Consider the following 20,637-nt stretch of genomic DNA (forward strand, 5'->3'; position numbering starts at 1 on the left):
GGGCCCGCCTTCGCGGCCTGCGAACCCGGGCAGATCCCTTAGGGTGTAGTGCGCATCACAGCAGCGGGGGCACAGGGCACGAGAGGACACGAGTCGATGAGTTCAGCCGAGCACCGCAGCGGCGCCTACGCCGAGGCGTTCAGCGAGAGCATCGAGCACCCGGAACGGTTCTGGCTGAAGGCCGCCGAGGCCGTCGACTGGGTCGACGCCCCGACCAGGGCCCTCGACGACTCCGCGGCGCCGATGTACCGCTGGTTCCCCGACGCCCGGGTCAACACCTGTTTCAACGCTCTCGACCGGCACGTCGCCGCCGGCCGCGGCGACCAGGCCGCGTTGATCCACGACTCGGCGATGACCGGCGTCACCCGCACGTACACGTACGCCGAACTGCTCGACCAGGTGTCCCGGTTCGCCGGTGTCCTCGCCGCGCAGGGCATCACCGCCGGCGACCGCGTCGTCGTCTACATGCCGATGATCCCCGAGGCCGCGATCGCGATGCTCGCGTGCGCCCGGATCGGTGCCGTGCACTCGGTCGTGTTCGGCGGGTTCGCCGCCGCCGAGCTCGCCGCCCGGATCGACGACGCCGAGCCGACGGCGCTGATCACCGCGTCCGGTGGGCTCGAGCCCGGTCGCACCATCGAGTACCTGCCGATCGTCGAGCGGGCCCTCGGCCTGACCGACCGGGCGCCGGCGACGATCGTCGTCAAGGACCGCGCGCAGATACCCGGCAGCGCCGCCGACCACGACGGCTGGCTGGACTGGGACGCCGCGATCGCCGACGCCACCCCCGCCGACTGCGTCCCGGTCGCCGCGACCGACCCGCTCTACATCCTGTACACCTCCGGCACCACGGGTAAGCCCAAGGGCGTCGTCCGCGACAACGGCGGCCACGCGGTCGCACTGGCGTGGTCGATGCGCAACATCTACGACATCGGCGCCGGCCAGGTGATGTGGACGGCCTCCGACGTCGGCTGGGTCGTCGGCCACTCCTACATCGTGTACGGGCCGCTGCTGGTCGGTGCGACGACGGTCATGTACGAGGGCAAGCCGGTCGGCACCCCCGATGCGGGCGCGTTCTGGCGGATCGTCGCACAGCACGGGGTGCGGGCGCTGTTCACCGCTCCCACCGCGATCCGGGCGATCCGCAAGGAGGACCCCGACGCCGTCGAACTCGCCAAGTACGACATCTCGACGCTGACGACGCTGTTCGCGGCCGGCGAGCGCCTCGACCCCGACACCTACGAGTGGGCGTCCACCAAGCTGGGTGTCCCGGTGATCGACCACTGGTGGCAGACCGAGACCGGCTGGGCGATCTGCGCGAACCTGCGCGGACTCGAACCGATGCCGATCAAGGCGGGCTCCCCCACCGTCTCCGTACCGGGCTACCTGGTGCAGGTCGTGGACGCCGAAGGCACCGAGGTCGAGGCCGGCGCCGAGGGCAACATCGTCATCAGGCTGCCGCTGCCGCCCGGCACCCTGGCCGGGCTGTGGCGCGACGAGCAGCGCTACGTCAAGTCGTACCTGTCGACGTTCCCCGGCCACTACCTGACCGGCGACTCCGGCTACATCGACGCCGACGGCTACGTCTTCGTCCTCGGCCGCAGCGACGACGTGATCAACGTCGCCGGGCACCGGCTGTCGACCGGCGCGATGGAGGCCGTCGTGGCCCGGCACGCGGCGGTCGCCGAGTGCGCGGTCGTCGGCATCAGGGACGAACTCAAGGGCCAGCGCCCCAGCGGGTACGTGGTGCTCAAGGCCGGCGCCGACATCGACCACGAGGTGCTCCGCACCGAACTGGTGGCGATGGTCCGCGACCAGATCGGCGCGGTCGCCACGTTCCGGGACGTGACGGTGGTCCAGGCCCTGCCGAAGACCCGCTCCGGCAAGATCCTCCGCAAGACGATGCGCCAGATCGCCGACCACGAGGACTACACGGTGCCGTCGACGATCGAGGACCCGGCCGTCCTCGACGCCCTCGCGAAGCTCCTCGGTCCCGGCGCGTGACCGCGTGGGTGCCTGCCACCCCGCGGGCACCCACCGGGAGCGGGGCGGTTCACCCCCTTCGCCCGAAATCGGCCGTAACTCAAAGGAATTACACAGCTGCGCCTCAGCTCGGCGGCGTCGACCCGTCCTAGCGTGAGGGCATGACCACCACAGCCCGGACCCGCGGCGCACTGCTCGCCGCGGGCGCCGCCGTCACCGCCGCCCTTCTCGCCCCCGGCCTCGCGTCCGCCGACCCGGCACCGTCGAACCCCCTGCTCGACAGCACGTGCAGCTTCGCCCAGATCGATGCCGCGCTGCAGCAGACGGCCCCGAAGCTCGCCGCCCGTCTCGACAAGCACCCCCGTGCCGAGGCCGCGCTGACCGACCTGTTCAACCGGCCCGCCGACCAGCGTCAGCAGGCGATCGACCAGTTCCGTGCCGAGCACCCGAAGCTCGCCGCCCGACTCGACGCGGCCCGCACCGGCCCGCACGCCGACCGGATCCACGCCGAGCTCGCCACCGTCGCGGACACCTGCCACGACCACTGACCTGCGCCGAACCCGGATCAGGGCACAATGTCGGGGTGACCGAGACCGCATCCGCCACCGTCCTCGTAGTCGACGACGACGAGGACGTGCTGTCCTCGCTGCGTCGCGGACTGCAGCTGTCCGGGTTCACGATTCTCACCGCGTCGGACGGCGCGCAGGCGTTGTCGGTGGTCACGGACCGCTCCCCCGACGCCGTCGTGCTGGACATGAACATGCCGGTGCTCGACGGGGCCAGCGTCGTGACGGCGTTGCGGGCGATGGGCAACGACATCCCGATCTGCGTGCTCAGCGCCCGGTCGTCGGTCGACGACCGGGTCGCCGGGCTCGAAGCCGGCGCCGACGACTACCTCGTCAAACCGTTCGTGCTGGCCGAACTCGTGGCGCGGATCAAGGCGATGCTGCGTCGCCGGGCGGTCGCGACGCCGCCACCCGCGGCGGGAACGGCTCAGGGCGGCATCACCGTCGGGCGGCTGACCGTCGACGTGCCGGGGCGGCGCGCGCTCCTGGACGGATACGAGATCGAGCTCACCAAGCGGGAATTCGAACTGCTCGCCACGCTGGCCCGCAATCAGGGCGTCGTCCTGACCCGCGAACGCCTGCTGGAGTTGGTGTGGGGATACGACTTCGTCGCCGACACCAACGTCGTCGACGTGTTCGTCGGGTACCTGCGCCGCAAGCTCGAGGCACATGGCCACCCCCGCATCCTGCAGACCGTCCGGGGAGTCGGATTCGTCCTGCGGGACCCGGCGTGAGGGCCCGCCCGTGAGGGCGCGGCGGTCCTACTCGCTGCGCGCCCGGGTCGCGGCGGCGACCGCGCTCGGCGCCACCGTCGTCGTCGGCCTGCTCGGCATCTTCATCTCGCTCGCGATCTCGCGGAACAACATGGCGCAGTTGGATCGTCGCCTCGACACCGCGTCGAACGTGATCATCGCGAACGCACCGACCGCGGTGTCGTTCCTGCCGACCTTCGGCGACGGCGGCGCGTTCGCCGTCACCATCCGGTCGGTCGGCACCCGCGACGTCATCGCCAGCACCCCCACCCAGCTCCCGCAGCTTCCGCCCGGCGCCGCGACGGTGCGGGTGGACGGCACCGACTACCGGGTCGCGACCACCGCGATCGGCGGGTCGCAGCTGCTGTTCTCGCTGGCGGTCCCCGCGTCGGAAGCGCGGGACGTGACCACCGACCAGCGCAAGTGGGTGCTGATCGCCGGACTGCTCGCGGTGGCCGCCGCGACCGGGCTCGGCTGGGTCTTCGGCGGTCGCGCGGTCCGGCCCATCGTGCAACTGACCGACCAGATCGCCAGCGACGCACCGGAACCCGCGAAGGTGTCCGGGGTGCGCGAGGCCGAGGAGCTCGCGGAGGCGATCGCCACGATGCTCGGCCGGATCGCGGAGGCACAACGCCAGACCGGGGCCGCCCTCGACACCGCCCGCGATTTCGCGGCCGCGTCCGCGCACGAGTTGCGGACCCCGCTGACCGCGATGCGCACCGACATCGAGGTGCTCAGCACCCTCGAACTCGACGAGGCCCAGCGGACCGAGATCCTCGCCGACCTGGCCCGCACCCAGGGCCGCGTGGAATCCACCCTGCGCGCGCTCGAACGCCTCGCCTCCGGTGAGCTGTCCAGCGAGAAGGACCACGTCCCCACCGATCTCGTCGACCTGTGCGACGCCGCCGCACGCGACGCCGCCCGGCAGCACCCGGACGTCGCGGTGCGGGTGGAGGCCGACGAGTCCGTCGTCATCTCCGGCCTGCCCGCCGGGATGCGGCTGGCCGTGGACAACGCCGTCGCGAACGCGGTCCGGCACGGGCGGGCCACCGAGGTCGTGCTCGCGGTGCACCGGACCGGTGACTCCGTCCGGCTCACCGTCGACGACAACGGCCGCGGCATTCCCGAATCCGAGCGGGAGGTCGTCTTCGAACGGTTCCGCCGCGGCACCGGCGCGGCCGCCGGCGGCTCGGGCCTCGGCCTCGCCCTCGTCGCGCAGCAGGCCCAGTTGCACGGTGGCCGTGCCTGGTTCGAGGACGGCCCTCTCGGCGGCGCCCGCCTGGTGTTCGAGTTCCCGAACCGCCCCTGACCCCCGTCGCGGGGCGGGGCGACCGCAACGGCGAGGGCCCCGCATCCGTTCGGATGCGGGGCCCTCGCCGGGAACCTCTAGTTGGTGCCGAGCAGGTCGATGATGAAGACCAGGGTCTTGCCACCGAGCGGGTGCCCGGAACCGGCGGCGCCGTAGGCGAGCTCCGGCGGGACGGTCAGCTTCCGGCGACCGCCGACCTTCATCCCGGGGATGCCCTCCTGCCAGCCGGGGATCAGCCGGCCGAGCGGGAACTTCACCGAATCGCCACGCTGGAACGAGGAGTCGAACACGTCGTTCGTGTCGTACTCGACGCCGTGGTAGTGCACGTCCACGACCCCGCCGGGCTGGGCCTCGGCGCCGTCACCGACGGTGATGTCCTCGATGACCAGCTCGGTCGGCGCCGGGCCGGTGGCCGGCTCGACCGCGGGCACCGGCGGCGGCACCACGACGTCGTGGAGGTCGATCACGAAGATCAGGGTCTTGCCGGCCAGCTGGTGACCGGACCCGGCCGGGCCGTAGGCCAGCTCCGGCGGGATGACCAGCTTCCGGCGGCCGCCGACCTTCATGCCGGGGATGCCCTCCTGCCAGCCGGCGATCAGGCCGGCGAGCGGGAAGGTGATGGACTCGCCGCGCAGGAACGAGGAGTCGAACACCTCGCCGCTGTCCAGCTCGACGCCGTGGTAGTCGACCTCGACCTTCGAGCCGGGCGTCGCCTCGACGCCGTCACCGACGGTGACGTCCTCGATGACCAGCTCGGTCGGTGCGGGGCCCTCCCAGGGCTCGATCTCGGGTGCGTTGCTCATGATTTCCGGTTCCCCAGCTCGACGTAGTTGCGTTCGGTGTATCCGGTGTAGATCTGCCGCGGGCGGCCGATCTTCGTGGCCGGATCCTCGTGCATCTCGCGCCAGTGCGCGATCCAGCCCGGCAGCCGGCCCATCGCGAACAGGACGGTGAACATGCGCGTCGGGAAGCCCATCGCGCGGTAGATCAGTCCGGTGTAGAAGTCGACGTTCGGGTACAGCTTGCGCTCGATGAAGTAGTCGTCGGTGAGCGCGGCCTCCTCGAGCGCCTTCGCGATGTCGAGGAGCTCGTCGTCGCCGCCGAGCTTGCTCAGGATGCTGTCGGCGGTCTGCTTGACCAGCGCGGCGCGCGGGTCGTAGTTGCGGTAGACGCGGTGCCCGAAGCCCATCAGCTTCACGCCGTCTTCCTTGTTCTTGACCTTGCGGACGAACTCCTTGGTGTCGCCACCGTTCGCCTTGATCTCGTCCAGCATCTCCAGGACGGCCTGGTTCGCGCCGCCGTGCAGCGGACCCCACAGCGCGTTGATGCCGGCGGACACCGAGGTGAACAGGTTGGCGTCCGACGAGCCGACCATGCGCACCGTCGACGTCGAGCAGTTCTGCTCGTGGTCGGCGTGCAGGATCAGCAGCATGTCGAGGGCCTTGGCGATCTCCGGGTCCACCGAGTACGGCTCGGCCGGGAAACCGAAGGTCATGCGCAGGAAGTTCTCCACCAGAGACAGCGAGTTGTCCGGGTAGAGGAACGGCTGACCGACCGACTTCTTGTACGCGTACGCCGCGATCGTCGGCAGCTTCGCCAGCAGGCGGGTGGTGGACAGCTCGACCTGCTCCGGGTCGTCGGGATCGAGCGAGTCCTGGTAGTACGCCGAGAGCGCGTTCACCGCGGACGAGAGCACCGGCATCGGGTGCGCGTTGCGCGGGAAACCGTCGAAGAACCGCTTGAGGTCCTCGTGCAGCAGGGTGTGCCGCTGGACGCGGGTCGTGAAAGCGGCCAGCTCGTCGGCGGTCGGCAGCTCGCCGTAGATCAGCAGGTAGCTGACCTCGATGAAGGTCGAGCTCTCCGCGAGCTGTTCGATCGGGTATCCGCGGTAGCGCAGGATGCCCTTGTCGCCGTCGATGTAGGTGATCGCCGACTTGGTGGAGGCGGTGTTGACGAATCCGGGATCGAGGGTGGTGTACCCCGTCGCGGAAAGGAGCTTGCCCAGCTCGATGCCGTCATTGCCTTCGGTCGCTTTGGCAATCGACATCGAGTGTTCGCCACCCGGGTAACTGAGTGTGGGCGTGGTGTCATCGACAGCGGGCACGGAAGATCCCTCTCAAACTCGAGGCTTTGCGAGTTGCAATAGTCAGTCGCTTAGAGAACCTAGTCGCAGTTGCCCGCGGCTGCCCAGGGAGGTCGTCGTTCGCGCCCGGCCGCTCCCCGCCGAATTGCCCTGACCAGCAGGTTCCGTCACACCGTCCCGATACCCCAGGTGCCCGACCACTCCCCGTCCGGCGCCAACACGACCTGGTCGATGCCGGAGTTGAACGCGTCCGGCGGGCACGTCATCGGTTCGACGGCGAGCGCGCGGCCGCGCTCCGGGTAGCCCTGGCCGCGCGCCGGATCGGCGGTGAACACCTGCACCCACGCGAACCTGCGGTCGGTCCACAGCACCGTGCCGGACCCGTCCGGGGCGCGCAGCGTGTGCCGGGCACGCCCGTCCGGATCGGGGACGATCGAGCTGAACGGCGTGTCCAGCCACACCCCGTCCAGGGTGCGCGGCGAGGTGAAGTCGTACTCGGTGCCGAACACCGACCGGGAAGGCCCGCTCGGCAGCATCCGTTCGGGGTCGAGCGGCAGCCGGGTGCCTGCGGTCAGGTGCAGCGTGCACTCGTCGAGCGGGACGTCGCCGACCCGCAGGTACGCGTGCACCCCGAGCCCGAACGGGGCCGGCATCGCGCCGATGTTGGTGGCGGTGTGGGTGACGACGAGCCCGTCCGGCCCGAGTTCGTGGACGACCCGCAGCTGCAGCGGATACGGCCACCCCTTGTGCAGCCCGACGCGGATGGTCTGCTCGACCCGGTGCTCGTCGTGCGCGACGAGTGCCCAGATGTCGCGGCGGACCAGTCCGTGGATGGCGTTCTCGCGGGCGGGTTCGGTCAGCGACAACTGGTGGTCGACGCCGTCGAAGCGGAACCTGCCGTCGCGGATCCGGTTCGGCCACGGCGCGAGGACCAGGCCGGCGGACAGTGGCGGTTCCTCCTGCGCGGGCCACGTCTCCGTCAGGGCCCGACCGCCGCGAGTGAGTGCGCGCAGACCGGCCCCGCGCGCCACCACCTCGGCCTTCCAGTCACCGAACCGAATTTCGTACCCGGGCACACGCATGGCGCCCAGTCTCCACGAATCACGAAATCTGGCAAGTGCTTTCGCACTCAGACTTTGCCCACCCGGTAGCGCAGGAACGTCGGGAACACGAGGCACGCGATCGCGACGCCGACGACCACGAGCACCCCGCCGCCGGCGGCGGCGACCGCGGTGCCGAACGCGTAGGCGGCCGCGCCGTGCAGCACGTCGCCGATCCGCGGGCCGCCGGCGACGACCACGATGAACACGCCCTGCAACCGGCCACGCATGTCGTCGGGGGCGACCTGCTGCAGCATCGTCGAGCGGAACGCCGCCGAGATCATGTCGACGGCGCCGCCGAACGCGAGGAACGCCAGCGCCACCCACAACAGCAATCGCCCGCCGCCCCCGCCGCGGCCGAACGGGCCACCCGGATCGGCCAACCCGACCGCGACACCGAAGCCGATCATCGCCAGCCCCCACAGCGCGATGCACACCACGACCGCGCGCCCCTGATACCGGACCCGGGGCAGCCATCCGGAGAACACGCCCCCGATCACCGCACCCGCGGACATCGCCGCGAACAGCAGTCCCAGCGCCACGCCCCCGGACGCCGGGTCTCCGAACGTCTCGTTCGCGATCTGCGGGAACAACGCGCGCGGCATGCCGAACACCATCGCCACGACGTCGACGACGAACGACGCCAGCAGCACCTTCTGGGTGGACAGGTACGCGAATCCGTCGAGCACCGACCGCAGCCCCGCGCGGGTGGTCGGCCCGGTCGGCGGCAGCACCGGCAGCCGCAGCACCGCCCACAGCGTCGCCAGCAGGGCGATCGAGTCGATCAGGTACAGGCTCGGCAGGCCGATGGTCGGGATCAGCACCCCGGCCAGCAGCGGGCCGGCGATCGCCCCGAACTGCACGACGGTCATGTTCAGCGAGTTCGCCGCCGGCAACTGCTCACCGGGCAGCAGTCGCGGGATGATCGCCGCCCGCGTCGGCTGGTTCACCGCGAAGAACGCCTGCTGCAGCGAGAACAGCCCGAGCACCAGCCACACGTTGCCGACACCCGCCGCGGCCTGGCCCCAGAACAGCAGCGACGTCACGACCAGACCGACCGTGGTGATCGTGATCAGCCGCCGCCGGTCCATCACGTCCGCCAGCGCACCGCCCCAGAGCCCGAACACGACCAGCGGCACCAGGCCGAACACACCGGTCAACCCGACGTACGCGGAACTGCGGGTGATCTCGTACACCTGCTGGGGCACCGCCACGACGCTGAGCTGGGCACCGATCACGGTCACGATCCCGGCCACCCACAGTCGCCGGTAGTGCGGTTCGCGCAGCGGTGTGGTGTCGGCCAGCAGCCGCCGCCTGTGCACCGTCGCCTCGGGTCTCGCGCGGTTCGCGTCGGGCCTCGTGTCGGTCACGGTTGCAGTCGCTCCGCGGTCCATCCCGTCGCGGTGCGGGTCACCAGCACCCGGTTGTGCATGCGGTTGGCGCGGCCCTGCCAGAACTCGACGGTGCTGGGCCGCAGCAGGAAGCCGCCCCAGTCCGGCAACCGCGGCACCCGGTCCAGGTCGGCGAAGCGTTCGGTGACCTCGACGAGTTGCGCGTCGAGTGCGGCACGCGAGGAGATCGGGGTGGACTGCGCGGACGCCCACGCCCCGAGCTGCGAGCCGCGCGGCCGGGTGCGCCAGTACTCCTCGGTGACCTCGTCCGGCACCCGCGACACCTCACCGCGGACGGTGACCTGGTGTGCGAACGCCGTCCACGCGAACGTCGCCGAGGCGTACGGGAAACGTTCCAGGTGCCGGGCCTTGTTCGAGCCGTAGTTCGTGTAGAAGACGAGACCGTCCTCGGACAGGCCCTTGCACAGCACGGTGCGGGACGCCGGCCTGCCGTCGGCGTCGACGGTCGCCAGCACCATCGCGTTCGGTTCCGCGGTACCGGCCGCGGAGGCCTGGTCGATCCACCGCTGCAGCAGCGGAAGCCAGCCACCGGCGACGGTGCTCACGTCCAGGTTCAGTTCGTGCGCAGGAGAATTCACCTCCTGCACGGCATACGCCACCCGCATCGCGGCCAGGTCGACGGGTTCCACGGTCGGGGGTTCGGCATCGGGCGACACAGGCGAACACGTTACTCCCGGGTATGCCCTGCTCACGTGCGACGCCGCACGGGATAGAGTTCTCGAGTGACCGCGGCGACACGTGCCTGCACCACACGCACGCGCGCCCGACGACGGTGATGGCTAGTGCGGCCCGGACCGGCGGCACTCGGATGAGGAGAATCCACGAGAAATGGCATCGAGCGCGGCAGTACCCGAAGGTTTCGTCAGTGGACTCGAGGGCGTTGTCGCCTTCACCAGTGACATCGCCGAACCCGACAAGGACGGCGGCGCGCTGCGTTACCGCGGTGTCGACATCGAGGACCTCGTCGAGCAGGGCGTGACCTTCGGCGACGTCTGGGCGCTGCTGGTCGACGGCGAGTTCGGCCAGGGCCTGCCGCCCGCCGAGCCGTTCCCGCTCCCCATCCACACCGGCGACGTCCGCGTCGACGTCCAGGCCGGCCTCGCGATGCTCGCCCCGATCTGGGGCTTCGAGCCGCTGCTCGACATCGACGACGAGACCGCCCGCGAGAACCTCGCCCGCGCCGCCGTGATGGCCCTGTCCTACGTCGCGCAGTCCGCGCGCGGCATCTACCAGCCCGCGGTGCCGCAGAAGCGGATCGACGAGGCGAAGACCGTCACCGAGCGGTTCATGGTCCGCTGGAAGGGTGAGCCGGATCCGGCGCACGTCGCGGCGATCGACGCCTACTGGGTCTCCGCCGCCGAGCACGGCATGAACGCCTCCACCTTCACCGCCCGCGTCATCGCCTCGACCGGCGCCGACGTCGCGGCGTCGCTGTCCGGCGCGGTCGGCGCGATGTCCGGCCCGCTGCACGGCGGCGCCCCGGCCCGCGTGCTGCCGATGATCGAGGAGACCGAGCGCACCGGCGACGCCCGCGCACTGGTCAAGGGCATCCTCGACCGCAAGGAGAAGCTGATGGGCTTCGGGCACCGCGTGTACCGCGCGGAGGACCCCCGGGCCCGGGTGCTGCGCAACACCGCCAAGCGCCTGAACGCGCCGCGCTACGAGGTCGCCGCCGCGCTCGAGCAGGCCGCACTCGCCGAGCTGCGCGAGCGTCGCCCGGACCGCGCCATCGAGACCAACGTCGAGTTCTGGGCCGCGGTGATCCTCGACTTCGCCGAGGTTCCGGCCGCGATGATGCCCGCGATGTTCACCTGTGGCCGCACCGCGGGCTGGTGTGCGCACATCCTCGAGCAGAAGCGCCTCGGCAAGCTGGTCCGTCCCGCCGCCATCTACACCGGCCCCGAGCCGCGGACCCCCGAGTCCGTCGCCGGCTGGGACAAGATCGCCCGCTGAGCCACCCGCGCACGGCGCCGGCACACGTCCGGCGCCTGGGGCCCGGGCCCTCCGGCCCATCCGCACGTCTCGTCACATCAACGCAGAAGGACACCCGATGAGCACCCCGATCATCCCCGCCGACCTCAAGCCCGTGGACGGGCGTTTCGGTTGCGGACCCTCGAAGGTCCGGCCGGAGCAGCTGCAGTCGCTGGTGGAGGTGGGCGCCTCCGTGTTCGGCACCAGCCACCGCCAGAAGCCGGTCAAGGACGTCGTCGCGAATGTGCGGTCCGGCCTGCGTGAGCTGTTCTCGCTGCCCGACGGCTACGAGGTCGTGCTCGGCAACGGCGGGTCGACGGCGTTCTGGGACGCCGCCGCGTTCGGCCTGATCCGTGAACGGTCGCAGCACTTCACGTACGGCGAGTTCTCGTCGAAGTTCGCGTCCGTCGCCAAGGGCAACCCGTTCATCGGCGACCCGGTCGTCGTCTCCGCCGACCCCGGCAGCGCGCCGGAGATCGTCGCGGACCCGTCGGTCGACCTGATCGGCTGGGCGCACAACGAGACCTCGACCGGTGTCGCGGTGCCGGTGACCCGTCCGGCGGGGTCGGAGAACGCGCTCGTCGCGATCGACGCGACCTCCGGTGCGGGCGGTCTGCCGGTCACGATCACCGACGCGGACGTCTACTACTTCGCCCCGCAGAAGTGCTTCGCCGCCGACGGTGGCCTGTGGATCGCGCTGATGAGCCCGAAGGCGCTCGAGCGGGTCGCGGAGATCAAGGAGTCGGGTCGCTGGACGCCCGAGTTCCTGTCGCTGCCGATCGCGGTCGACAACTCCACCAAGGACCAGACCTACAACACCCCGGCGCTGGCCACGCTGCTGATGTTCGCCAACCAGATCGACTGGATGAACGGCAACGGTGGACTGGAGTGGACGACCGCCCGCACGAAGGACTCGTCGTCGCGGCTGTACGAGTGGGCCGAGGCGTCCGAGTACGCCACCCCGTTCGTGACCGACCCGGCGCTGCGCTCGCAGGTCGTCGGCACGATCGACTTCACGGACGCGGTGGACGCGGCGGCGGTCGCGAAGGTGCTGCGCGCCAACGGCATCGTCGACACCGAGCCGTACCGCAAGCTGGGCCGCAACCAGCTGCGCATCGGCATGTTCCCGGCGATCGACCCCGAGGACGTCAGCCAGCTGACCAAGTGCATCGACTGGGTCGTGTCGCAGCTGGGCTGAGCCCTTCGCCGGCACGACACCGCTGACACGACAACAGCCCCCGATCGCAGGATCGGGGGCTGTTGTCGTGTGCGTGGGTCAGCTGCCGAACTGGCCGAGCAGGCCCGCGAGGAGCCCCTGCACGGATCCCAGGTCGCTCGAGCCGCCGTCGGTGGCGGCCCCGCCGGTGACGGTGACCCGGACGGGCTCGATCGGGTCCTGGTAGTCGGTGTCGCCGTCCTCCTTGCACTTGGTCCGCACCTGGTACTCGCCGTCCTCGAACGTCTTCGAGGTGCCGGTGCCGGAGGCACCGGTCAGCACCTGGCCCGCGACCATCGACTCGCCCAGCACCAGGTAGCTCTCGCCGACCTTGGTGGTCTTGTCGAGGACGGTGGCGTCGCCGCGGTAGACGGTGCCCTCGCACTTGACGAAGGGCTTCGTGGTGGCGAGGCCGGTGATCGTGGTCGTGATGGTGCCCGTGCCCGGGTTCGCGACGACGGTGGCGCCGCCGGTGACGGTCGCGGAACCGACGGCCGGGTTGGCGAGCAGTCCGAGTGCGGTGAGGCCCGCGACGGTGGCGACGCCGGCCATGCGACGCGCGGTGGAGGTGGATGCCACTGGTGGGTCCTGTTCTCGAAATTGGTAAGCCTGCCCTTGTTTAGGGCGGCCTTAGTAAATACTTTTACCAAGGAAGAGTCAAAAATCGGTTTCGACCGCGGGGCGGGGCCGCACGCGCGACGAACCGCGGGAGACAATCCTGGAGTTCGGCCACATGGCGGCGAAAAGTGTGCGCTACTGTCGTTCACAGACACATGCCAGGAAGAAGGTTGCCCGATGACCGCCGACCATCTCGACGTCCTGATCGTCGGAGCCGGCCTGTCCGGCATCGGCGCCGCCCACCACGTGCAGGACGCGTTCCCGGGCCGGAGCTATGCGATCCTCGAGGCCCGCGAGGCGATCGGCGGCACCTGGGATCTGTTCCGTTACCCCGGGATCCGCTCCGACTCCGACATGCAGACCCTCGGCTACCGGTTCCGGCCGTGGACCGACGAGAAGTCGATCGCCGACGGACCCGCGATCCTCGAGTACGTGCGCTCGACCGCCGCCGCGGCCGGCATCGACAAGCGAACCCGATTCGGGCACCGCGTGATTCGCGCCGACTGGTCGTCCGCGGACCGACGGTGGACGGTGACGGCCGAACACGGCGGCGAGACCGTGACGCTGACCGCCCGATTCCTGTACACGTGCACCGGGTACTACCGCTACGACGAGGGCTACACCCCACACTTCGAGGGCACCGACCGCTTCCACGGGCGGATCGTGCACCCCCAGCACTGGCCGGAGGACCTCGACTACGCCGGCAAGAAGGTCGTCGTGATCGGCAGCGGCGCCACCGCGGTGACGCTGGTGCCGTCGATGGCGGCCGACGCCGGACACGTGACGATGCTGCAGCGCTCCCCCACCTACATCGCGTCGCTGCCGGCGAAGGACCCGATCGCGAACTCGCTGCGCCGTGTGCTCGGCAACCGGCTCGCGTACCCGATCACCCGCTGGAAGAACGTCGCGTTCTCCACGGCCACCTATCAGCTCAGCCAGCGCCTGCCGGGACTGGTGAAGTCGGTCCTGCGCAGGGCCCAGGAGCGGCAGCTGCCCGCCGGTTACGACATCGACACCCACTTCACGCCGCGCTACAACCCATGGGACCAGCGCATGTGCCTGGTCCCGGACGGCGACCTGTTCCGGGCCATCCGCCGCGGCACGGCGTCCATCGTCACCGACCGGATCGAGACGTTCACCGAACGCGGTCTCGCGCTCGAATCCGGCGCGGAACTCGACGCCGACGTGATCGTCACCGCGACCGGCCTGAATCTGCTGGCGTTCGGGGGCATCGAACTGTGCCTCGACGGGACGCCGGTGTCGCTGCGGGACACCCTGGCGTACAAGGGAATGATGCTCGGCGGCGTCCCGAACTTCGTGTTCACGATCGGCTACACGAACGCGTCGTGGACGCTCAAGGCCGACCTGGTCGCCGAGTACTTCTGCCGGCTGCTCGCCCGCATGGACGAACGCGGCGAATCGGTGTGCGTGCCGGTCAACGACGACCCCACCCTGACCACCCGGCCGCTGCTCGACTTCGACGCCGGGTACGTGCAGCGCTCGCTCGACGCGTTCCCCCGCGCAGGCGCCCGGGCGCCCTGGCAGCTGGGGATGAGCTACGTCCACGACCTCGTCACCCTGCGGCACCGCTCCCTCGACGACGGGGCGATGCGGTTCAGCTCCTGACCAGCGGGGTCCCGAACCGGACCACGCCGCCGCGGGGAAACGGGTCGGCCCCCGACGACACGTCGGGGGCCGAGCTCCGGCAGCTGCGGGGCTCTACTCCGCGACGATCGCGTCGGCCTCGATCTCGATCAGCAGGTCGGCGTCGATGAGCTTGCTGACCTCGAGAATGGTGGTGGCCGGGCGGATCTCGCCGAACACCTCGCCGTGGGCGAGACCGGCCTCCTCCCAGCGGCTCATGTCGGTGAGGTACATGCGGGTGCGGATGACGTCCTCGGGCGCGGCGCCGGCCTCGGCGAGTGCAGCGACGATGCGGCGCAACGCCTCCCGGGTCTGCTCGGCGAGGCTGTCGCCGCCGACCGGGCCGTCCGGGCCCGACGCGGTGGTTCCGGACACCGACACCTGCTGCCCGATACGGACGGCACGCGAGTACCCGATCTTCGCCTCCCAGTCGGAGCCGGAGGAGATGTTGTTTCGATTCGACATGGCGACGATTCTGTCAGGCCCCGCCGCCCGTCAGGGACGGGCGTGCTCTTCGGCGACGAAGCGACGGAACGGCTCGAGCGCCTCGTCGCCCAGGTACGGTCCCCCGACCTCGACCACGGCGTCCGCGGACGCGATGACATCCGCGCAGCCCAGCGCGAATCGTGGTCCGCCGCTGAGGATGTCACCGAACTCCGCGGCCGCGGCCGCGAACACGACCCGCCGCACCCCGGCCCACACCATCGCGGCAGCACACATCGGACACGGCTCTCCGGACGCGTACACCGTCGCCCCGACCAGCCGGTCCGTGTTGCCCTCCGTGCACGCGGTCGTGATCGCGTCGAGCTCGGCGTGCTCGGTCACGTCGCCCGAGGTTGCCACCGAATTCGCACCCTCGCTGACGACCGACCCCGACGCGTCGACGATCACCGCACCGAACGGCCTGTTCCCCGCGTCCCCGGTCTCGACCGCCAGCGTCAGCGCCCTGCGCAGATACCGCTCGTCGTCCGGGCCCAGCTCGGTCACGCCGCCACCTCCGTACTCGTTTCCTTGTTGCGCAGCACGATGTCCGATGCGACACCCGCCACGATGAAGGCGATCCCCACCCATGTCGGGGCGCCGTCGAGGACCAGGGTCACGATACCGATCGGGACCAGCCAGGTGGTCAGCGGCGCGAGCAGGTCCAGCCACCCGGGCACCGGCTCGGGCGGTGTCGTGCCGGCGCCGCGCGCCCGCGCCACGTCCGAGTACCACTGTGTGAACTGCAGGGCGCACACGATCGCCGCGGTCGGCAGCACCCACGCGGTCCACATGTTGTCGCTGTCGCTCAGCACCGCGTCGCCGACGAAGCCGACGACGGCGGCGACGAGGAACGCCAGTGCCCACGCCCCGGTGATCACCTGGTTCACCCGGAGGAACTGCGGATCGGCCCAGTACTGCTCGTCGACCTCCTCGCGCGCGTACTGCAGCGTGAACGGTCTCCGGACCGCCATCGACCCGACGGCGATCAGGAACAGCGTGACGTTGGCGATCTCCCCGATCCAGGTCTCCATCCAGTCCTGGCCGGCCGGAGAGAGCGCGAAGTGCAGCGCGACCAGCCCGCCGAAGAACACGACGTCCACGACGCCGAGCAGCTTGAGGGACCGCCCCCGCGCCAGGTCCACGGCGAGGAACAGCACCGAGATCGCGAGCGCGACGCCCGCCGCCAGGACCAGCCGGCCCGGACCTTCGAGCACGGCGAGCACGATCCACGGCGCCAGGCCGGTGAGGGGACCGTCGAGCAGCGCCGCGAACGCCTCGAACGCGCGGCGTGCCGGGGACCCCGGCCCCGATCTCGCGGTTGCGGATTCCTCGGTGGTTCCGTCGGCGTTCTCGACCATCGCTCTGCCCTCGCAGCGTCGACCACTCGGTCCGTCGATCGTATCGCCGCAGGGCAGGGATACACGCGCGATCGCAGAGAGGAACCCTCAAGAAGAACTAGAGACTATAACCCGCAGCCATTCCGGTACCACCACCCGCCGTGGCGTGTCGCCGCCACATGGCATCACGGGTCCATTACAGTCGGCGCGGGCAAGGTCGCGAACTCGACGCGATGAGGAGGTCAATGTGCGAGAACTCTCCGTGATCGGACTCGAGCCCGGCGGAACGCACGTGGTGTGCGCCGACACCGAGTCCGGCGAACGGTTCCGGATCGCCGCCGACGACAAGCTGCGGGCCGCCTCCCGCGGCGACGTCGCCCGCTTCGGCCAGATCGAAATCGAATCCGAGAGCCAGCTCCGACCCCGCGAGATCCAGGCACGCATCCGCGCCGGCGCGACCGTCGAGCAGGTCGCCGAAGAGGCGGGGATGCCGCTCAAGCGTGTCGAGCGCTTCGCCCACCCGGTCCTGCTCGAACGCGCCCGAGCCGCGGAGATGGCCCAGGGTGGCCACCCGACTCGGGAGAACGGCCCGACCGTGCAGACGCTCGCCGAGATCGTGACGATGGCCTTCCGGGCACGCGGCCACAATCTCGACGACGCGGACTGGGACGCCTGGCGCGACGACGAGGGGCAGTGGGTCGCGCAGCTCCAGTGGCAGGCCGGGCGGACCCGCAACGCCGCGCACTGGCGATACCAGCCGGACGCCCACGGCGGCACGATCGTCGCGCTCGACGCCGCCGCAACCGATCTGATCGACCCCGACTTCGGCCGCCCGCTGCGCGGCCTGGCACCCCTCGCCCTCGACTCCGCGGTCGCCGACGAGCGCGACGAGATCCCGGACGAGGGCTCCGCCGACGCCGGGGAGCGCATCTCCGCCGACGTCGACGGTGACGACCCGGACGACGACCCGGACGCCCTGCAGCCGAAGCAGGCACCGCAACAGCAGGGCAGCAAGGACAAGCGTGGCAAGCCCCAGTTGCCGTCCTGGGACGACGTCCTGCTCGGCGTCCGCAGCAGCGGCCGCCGGTAGCCGCTCGTCGAGGGCGGCCCGCGCGTCGAGACACCCCTTACAGTAACCTTCAGTAACACCTACTGAGGATTGTATTCGCACAGGGGGACGCACGTTGCTCACTCTCGACTGGACCCGACTGGCCGCCGGCCTGCCCACCCTCGACGACCTCGGGACCGCCGCGCGCAACGCCTGGGCCCTGACCTTCGGCGACGGCGTCGCACCGCCTCACCGCACGGCTTCCGAACTGCTGTCCGAGGGACCGCACCGCGACCTGTACCGGTTCGGCCCCCGGCCCACGGCGGGCACCCGGCCCGTCCTGCTGGTGCCGCCCCTGGCCGTCCCCACCACGTGCTACGACCTCCGTCCCGGCCAGAGCCTGGCCGCCCACCTCGTCGACGGCGGCCACGCGCCGTACCTGCTCGACTACGGCACGATGGCCCCCGCGGACCGCCACCTCGGGTTCGAGGCGTGGGTCGACGACATCGTTCCCGAGGCGGTGCGTCGCGTCTCGGACCTGCACGACGGCGCCCCCGTGGACGTGGTCGGCTGGAGCCTGGGTGGGACCATCTCCCTGCTCACCGCCGCCGCGCGCCCCGAACTGCCGATTCGTTCACTGACCGCCGTCGGCACCCCGATCGACTACACGCGGATCCCGGTGATCACCCCGCTGCGGGCGATCGGCCGGATCACCACCGAGCGTCCTCTGACCGCCGTCACCTGGGCCCTCGGCGGACTCCCCGCGCCGATCGTCCAGGCCAGCTATCGCGTCACCGCACCGCACCGGGAACTGCTCAAGCCGTGGTTCGTCGCCCGCAACCTCCGCAACACCGACGCCCTCGCCCGGATGGAGGCGATCGACCGGTTCATGGCCGAGATGCCCGGCTACCCGGCGCGGTTGTTCCACCAGATGTGCACCCAGTTGATCCTCGGAAACTCGCTGGCCACGGGAGAATTCCGGCTGGGTGGTCGGACCGTCGCGCTCGCGGACGTGACCGCCCCGGTGCTCGGGGTCGGCGGCACCACCGACGTGATCGCACCGGCCGCGTCGGTGGCCCCGGTCGCGACCCTGCTGACCGGGTCCCCCTACGTGCGGTTCGAGGCGGTGCCGGGCAGCCACCTCGGCCTCGTCGCCGGACCCGGCGCCCGCGAGACCACGTGGGCGATCCTCGACGAGTTCCTCGGCTCCGTCGACACCGACCCCGCACGGTGCGTCGACGAGAAATCGGACGCGTGCGTCGTACCCTCGTAGCACGGCGACGAAGGCGGGGTGTCCGGTGGGGGCGACAGCATCAACGATCTGGTACGTCGACGCCCCCGACCCCGCCGCCGTGCTCGCGCAACACCCCGAACCCGACGCCGATGCCGCCTTCGCGCTGGCCGGTCGGATGTACCCCGAAACGGTCGCGGTGCCACTGCAGTCCACATCGCTGGCCGATTCCGCCGGACCGGCCGGCCGCGACGTCTACATCGGCAGCTATCCGGGGCTGACCGTCGTGTGCGGCACCAACCTGGCCCGGCCCAAGCCGTCGACGATCGACGAAACGTGGACCAGGCCACTGGCGTCCGAGCGCACGTACCTGGTCTGCACCAATTCGGCCCAGCCGTGGGGCGCGTTCGCGTACTGGGACCGCGGAGCCCTGCAGCGGTCGTTCAGCGCGACCTCGTCGTTCATCTTCGAGAACACCGGGCTCCCCCTGGTGTGGGAGCGTCCGTTCTGGGCGGGCGAGCACCCGGCGCGTCACTCGGCCGACACGCTGCCCGACCCGCAGTCGCTGCCGTTCGATCCCACCGAGTTCGCCGATGCCGCGAACGCCGAGTGGCTCGGCTTCCACTACGCGGACCCGGGCGCGGCCGACCGGACCGCCGCCGCGGACATCGCGGTGTGCGGGTTCCGGTTGTACCGGTCCGGCGAGGAACCGCCCGTCGAACCCGACCGTCCGCAGACCCGCGGGCTACTCCGGTGGTGGCGCCGACTCGCCGGTTGACCGTGCAGCGGTCACCGCGCCCCGAACAGCAGCGCCACCCAGCCGGCCACGACCCCGACGAGCGCGCCGTAGATCACCCAGCGCCACACCGGAACCGCCCGCCACTGCCACACCGTCGGCGCGACCCCGGCGACGACCACCACGTTCACCACCAGGGCCAGCAGCGGGTGCACCGCCACCATCGCGGCACCGAAGGCGATCACCGCCACCGTGAACAGCACCGCCGAGAATCCCGCGACGACGAGTGCCGGGCCGCTCACCCGGCCAACCTGACCCGCTCGTAGAACGCCATCGCCGCCGCAGTCGCCACGTTGAGCGAGTCGGTGCCGGGGGCCATCGGGATCCGGGCCCGCACGTCGGTCCTGCGCATCGTGTGCTCGGACAGCCCGGGCCCCTCGGCCCCGAGCAGCAGGGCCACCTTCTCCCCCGTCATCGCCTCGGCCAGGGTGACGGCCGAGGGGTTCGGGGTCAGCGAGATCAGCTGGAATCCCTTGTCCTGCAACCGTTGAAGACCGTACGGCCACTCCGGAACCCGGGCGAACGGAACCCGGAGCACATGCCCCATCGACACGCGGACCGCACGCCGGTACATCGGGTCCGCACACCGGTCGCCGAACAGCACCGCGTCCACTCCGAGACCGGCCGCGTTGCGGAACATCGATCCGATGTTCTCGTGGTCGTTGACGCCCTCGAGGACCGCGACCGTGCGGGCCCCGTTCAGCACGTCGTCGAGGTCCAGGGCCGGCGGGCGGTGTGCCGCCGCGAGCACACCGCGGTTGAGGTGGAACCCGACCACCTCTGCCATCACCTCCGCGGACGTCCGGTAGAACGGCACCTCCACCCCCGCGAGGTCGTCGGCCAGTTCGCCGAGACGCCGGTCCACGCCGAGCAGGCTGATCGGCTCGAACCGCGACGCCAGCATCCGCTGCACCACCAGCACGCCCTCGGCGATCACCAGCCCCTTGCCGTCGGGGAGGTCGGGGCGGCGGTCCGAGGAGTTCAGGTCCCGGAAGTCGTCCAGCCTGGGATCGGCGGGATCGTCGATGTCGATAACGTCAGCCACGCGACCATCTTGCCGCACGGGTGTCCAACTGCCCGCGGCCCCG

At 70.9% G+C, this 20,637-nt stretch carries 21 protein-coding genes and 1 pseudogene; 10 read left to right on the top strand and 12 right to left on the bottom strand.

The window, feature by feature from the left end; genetic code table 11:
* Positions 1-96 precede the first annotated feature (96 nt).
* The 4 genes from ABD951_RS25345 to ABD951_RS25360 all read left to right on the top strand — a co-directional run bounded on the left by ABD951_RS25345 (position 97) and on the right by ABD951_RS25360 (position 4,610).
* Positions 97-2,004, top strand: a complete 1,908-nt coding sequence (locus tag ABD951_RS25345; protein WP_345352141.1) for a propionyl-CoA synthetase — start codon at positions 97-99, stop codon at positions 2,002-2,004.
* A gap of 140 nt (positions 2,005-2,144) precedes the next feature.
* Positions 2,145-2,531, top strand: coding sequence for a hemophore-related protein (locus ABD951_RS25350; RefSeq protein WP_345352144.1), 387 nt, complete (start codon positions 2,145-2,147; stop codon positions 2,529-2,531).
* 35 nt (positions 2,532-2,566) lie between these two features.
* Positions 2,567-3,283, top strand: a complete 717-nt coding sequence (locus tag ABD951_RS25355) for a response regulator transcription factor (RefSeq protein WP_345352147.1) — start codon at positions 2,567-2,569, stop codon at positions 3,281-3,283.
* A gap of 10 nt (positions 3,284-3,293) precedes the next feature.
* Entirely contained in the window at positions 3,294-4,610 is a 1,317-nt protein-coding gene (locus tag ABD951_RS25360) for a sensor histidine kinase (RefSeq protein ID WP_345352150.1), read from the top strand.
* A 77-nt stretch (positions 4,611-4,687) separates the two neighbouring features.
* Here the strand turns inward: ABD951_RS25360 and ABD951_RS25365 are convergent, their stop codons facing one another.
* The 6 genes and pseudogenes from ABD951_RS25365 to pdxH form a co-directional block, all read right to left on the bottom strand.
* The gene (locus tag ABD951_RS25365; RefSeq protein ID WP_345353229.1) at positions 4,688-5,041 is read right to left on the bottom strand and encodes an FKBP-type peptidyl-prolyl cis-trans isomerase; all 354 of its coding nucleotides are present in this window, start codon (positions 5,039-5,041) and stop codon (positions 4,688-4,690) included.
* An 18-nt stretch (positions 5,042-5,059) separates the two neighbouring features.
* Positions 5,060-5,413, bottom strand: a pseudogene (locus ABD951_RS25370) (FKBP-type peptidyl-prolyl cis-trans isomerase); the annotation flags it as partial.
* Positions 5,410-6,714 (bottom strand): citrate synthase, encoded by a 1,305-nt coding sequence (locus ABD951_RS25375; RefSeq protein ID WP_345352153.1) that lies wholly within the window; start codon positions 6,712-6,714, stop codon positions 5,410-5,412. The pseudogene ABD951_RS25370 and the gene ABD951_RS25375, both read right to left, overlap by 4 nt.
* 146 nt (positions 6,715-6,860) lie before the next feature.
* On the bottom strand, positions 6,861-7,775 hold the full coding sequence (locus ABD951_RS25380; protein WP_345352156.1) for an aldose 1-epimerase family protein: 915 nt from the start codon (positions 7,773-7,775) through the stop codon (positions 6,861-6,863).
* 47 nt (positions 7,776-7,822) lie between these two features.
* Positions 7,823-9,115, bottom strand: a complete 1,293-nt coding sequence (locus ABD951_RS25385) for an MFS transporter (RefSeq protein ID WP_345353231.1) — start codon at positions 9,113-9,115, stop codon at positions 7,823-7,825.
* A 44-nt stretch (positions 9,116-9,159) separates the two neighbouring features.
* Positions 9,160-9,861 (bottom strand): pyridoxamine 5'-phosphate oxidase, encoded by a 702-nt coding sequence (gene pdxH / locus ABD951_RS25390; protein WP_425569960.1) that lies wholly within the window; start codon positions 9,859-9,861, stop codon positions 9,160-9,162.
* A gap of 172 nt (positions 9,862-10,033) precedes the next feature.
* On the opposite strand from pdxH, the gene ABD951_RS25395 reads away from it, so the two are divergent.
* Together ABD951_RS25395 and serC are read left to right on the top strand one after the other, a co-directional pair.
* Entirely contained in the window at positions 10,034-11,158 is a 1,125-nt protein-coding gene (locus ABD951_RS25395; protein WP_345352159.1) for a citrate synthase 2, read from the top strand.
* Positions 11,159-11,255: 97 nt separating this feature from the next.
* The gene (gene serC, locus ABD951_RS25400; RefSeq protein WP_345352162.1) at positions 11,256-12,374 is read left to right on the top strand and encodes a phosphoserine transaminase; all 1,119 of its coding nucleotides are present in this window, start codon (positions 11,256-11,258) and stop codon (positions 12,372-12,374) included.
* Positions 12,375-12,452: 78 nt separating this feature from the next.
* Here serC and ABD951_RS25405 read toward each other — a convergent pair whose 3' ends face one another.
* Positions 12,453-12,971, bottom strand: coding sequence for a hypothetical protein (locus tag ABD951_RS25405; protein WP_345352165.1), 519 nt, complete (start codon positions 12,969-12,971; stop codon positions 12,453-12,455).
* A 216-nt stretch (positions 12,972-13,187) separates the two neighbouring features.
* Here ABD951_RS25405 and ABD951_RS25410 point away from each other — a divergent pair, with 216 nt between their 5' ends.
* On the top strand, positions 13,188-14,636 hold the full coding sequence (locus ABD951_RS25410; RefSeq protein WP_345352168.1) for a flavin-containing monooxygenase: 1,449 nt from the start codon (positions 13,188-13,190) through the stop codon (positions 14,634-14,636).
* A 93-nt stretch (positions 14,637-14,729) separates the two neighbouring features.
* On the opposite strand, the gene ABD951_RS25415 is transcribed toward ABD951_RS25410, so the two are convergent.
* The 3 genes from ABD951_RS25415 to ABD951_RS25425 are packed head-to-tail and all read right to left on the bottom strand — an operon-like array spanning position 14,730 to position 16,495.
* Positions 14,730-15,119, bottom strand: coding sequence for a RidA family protein (locus tag ABD951_RS25415; RefSeq protein ID WP_345352171.1), 390 nt, complete (start codon positions 15,117-15,119; stop codon positions 14,730-14,732).
* Between the two features lie 30 nt (positions 15,120-15,149).
* The gene (locus ABD951_RS25420; protein WP_345352174.1) at positions 15,150-15,641 is read right to left on the bottom strand and encodes a nucleoside deaminase; all 492 of its coding nucleotides are present in this window, start codon (positions 15,639-15,641) and stop codon (positions 15,150-15,152) included.
* Positions 15,638-16,495, bottom strand: a complete 858-nt coding sequence (locus tag ABD951_RS25425; RefSeq protein WP_345352177.1) for a DUF3159 domain-containing protein — start codon at positions 16,493-16,495, stop codon at positions 15,638-15,640. Before ABD951_RS25425 ends, ABD951_RS25420 begins: the two co-directional genes overlap by 4 nt.
* A gap of 226 nt (positions 16,496-16,721) precedes the next feature.
* Between ABD951_RS25425 and sepH the strand changes: the two genes are divergently transcribed.
* From sepH to ABD951_RS25440, 3 genes are all read left to right on the top strand, one after another.
* Entirely contained in the window at positions 16,722-17,564 is an 843-nt protein-coding gene (sepH, locus tag ABD951_RS25430) for a septation protein SepH (RefSeq protein ID WP_345352180.1), read from the top strand.
* Positions 17,565-17,658: 94 nt separating this feature from the next.
* Positions 17,659-18,795 (top strand): alpha/beta hydrolase, encoded by a 1,137-nt coding sequence (locus tag ABD951_RS25435; RefSeq protein ID WP_345352183.1) that lies wholly within the window; start codon positions 17,659-17,661, stop codon positions 18,793-18,795.
* A 25-nt stretch (positions 18,796-18,820) separates the two neighbouring features.
* Entirely contained in the window at positions 18,821-19,531 is a 711-nt protein-coding gene (locus tag ABD951_RS25440) for a DUF6928 family protein (protein ID WP_345352185.1), read from the top strand.
* An 11-nt stretch (positions 19,532-19,542) separates the two neighbouring features.
* Here ABD951_RS25440 and ABD951_RS25445 read toward each other — a convergent pair whose 3' ends face one another.
* Positions 19,543-19,791, bottom strand: coding sequence for a DUF2537 domain-containing protein (locus ABD951_RS25445; protein ID WP_345352188.1), 249 nt, complete (start codon positions 19,789-19,791; stop codon positions 19,543-19,545).
* On the bottom strand, positions 19,788-20,594 hold the full coding sequence (locus ABD951_RS25450) for a TrmH family RNA methyltransferase (protein WP_345352191.1): 807 nt from the start codon (positions 20,592-20,594) through the stop codon (positions 19,788-19,790). The genes ABD951_RS25445 and ABD951_RS25450 overlap by 4 nt, the downstream gene beginning before the upstream one ends.
* Positions 20,595-20,637 lie beyond the last annotated feature (43 nt).

Origin of the sequence: Rhodococcus olei, from assembly GCF_039540555.1 — a bacterium.
GTDB classification, from domain to species: Bacteria; Actinomycetota; Actinomycetes; order Mycobacteriales; family Mycobacteriaceae; genus Rhodococcus_G; species Rhodococcus_G olei.

Bases quoted from the DNA above. Each gene is read 5' to 3' on its own strand.
- ABD951_RS25345 (WP_345352141.1), top strand. From the start codon at position 97: ATGAGTTCAGCCGAGCACCGCAGCGGCGCCTACGCCGAGGCGTTCAGC.
- ABD951_RS25350 (WP_345352144.1), top strand. From the start codon at position 2,145: ATGACCACCACAGCCCGGACCCGCGGCGCACTGCTCGCCGCGGGCGCC.
- ABD951_RS25380 (WP_345352156.1), bottom strand. From the start codon at position 7,775: ATGCGTGTGCCCGGGTACGAAATTCGGTTCGGTGACTGGAAGGCCGAG.
- ABD951_RS25395 (WP_345352159.1), top strand. From the start codon at position 10,034: ATGGCATCGAGCGCGGCAGTACCCGAAGGTTTCGTCAGTGGACTCGAG.
- serC (WP_345352162.1), top strand. From the start codon at position 11,256: ATGAGCACCCCGATCATCCCCGCCGACCTCAAGCCCGTGGACGGGCGT.
- ABD951_RS25410 (WP_345352168.1), top strand. From the start codon at position 13,188: ATGACCGCCGACCATCTCGACGTCCTGATCGTCGGAGCCGGCCTGTCC.
- ABD951_RS25415 (WP_345352171.1), bottom strand. From the start codon at position 15,119: ATGTCGAATCGAAACAACATCTCCTCCGGCTCCGACTGGGAGGCGAAG.
- ABD951_RS25425 (WP_345352177.1), bottom strand. From the start codon at position 16,495: ATGGTCGAGAACGCCGACGGAACCACCGAGGAATCCGCAACCGCGAGA.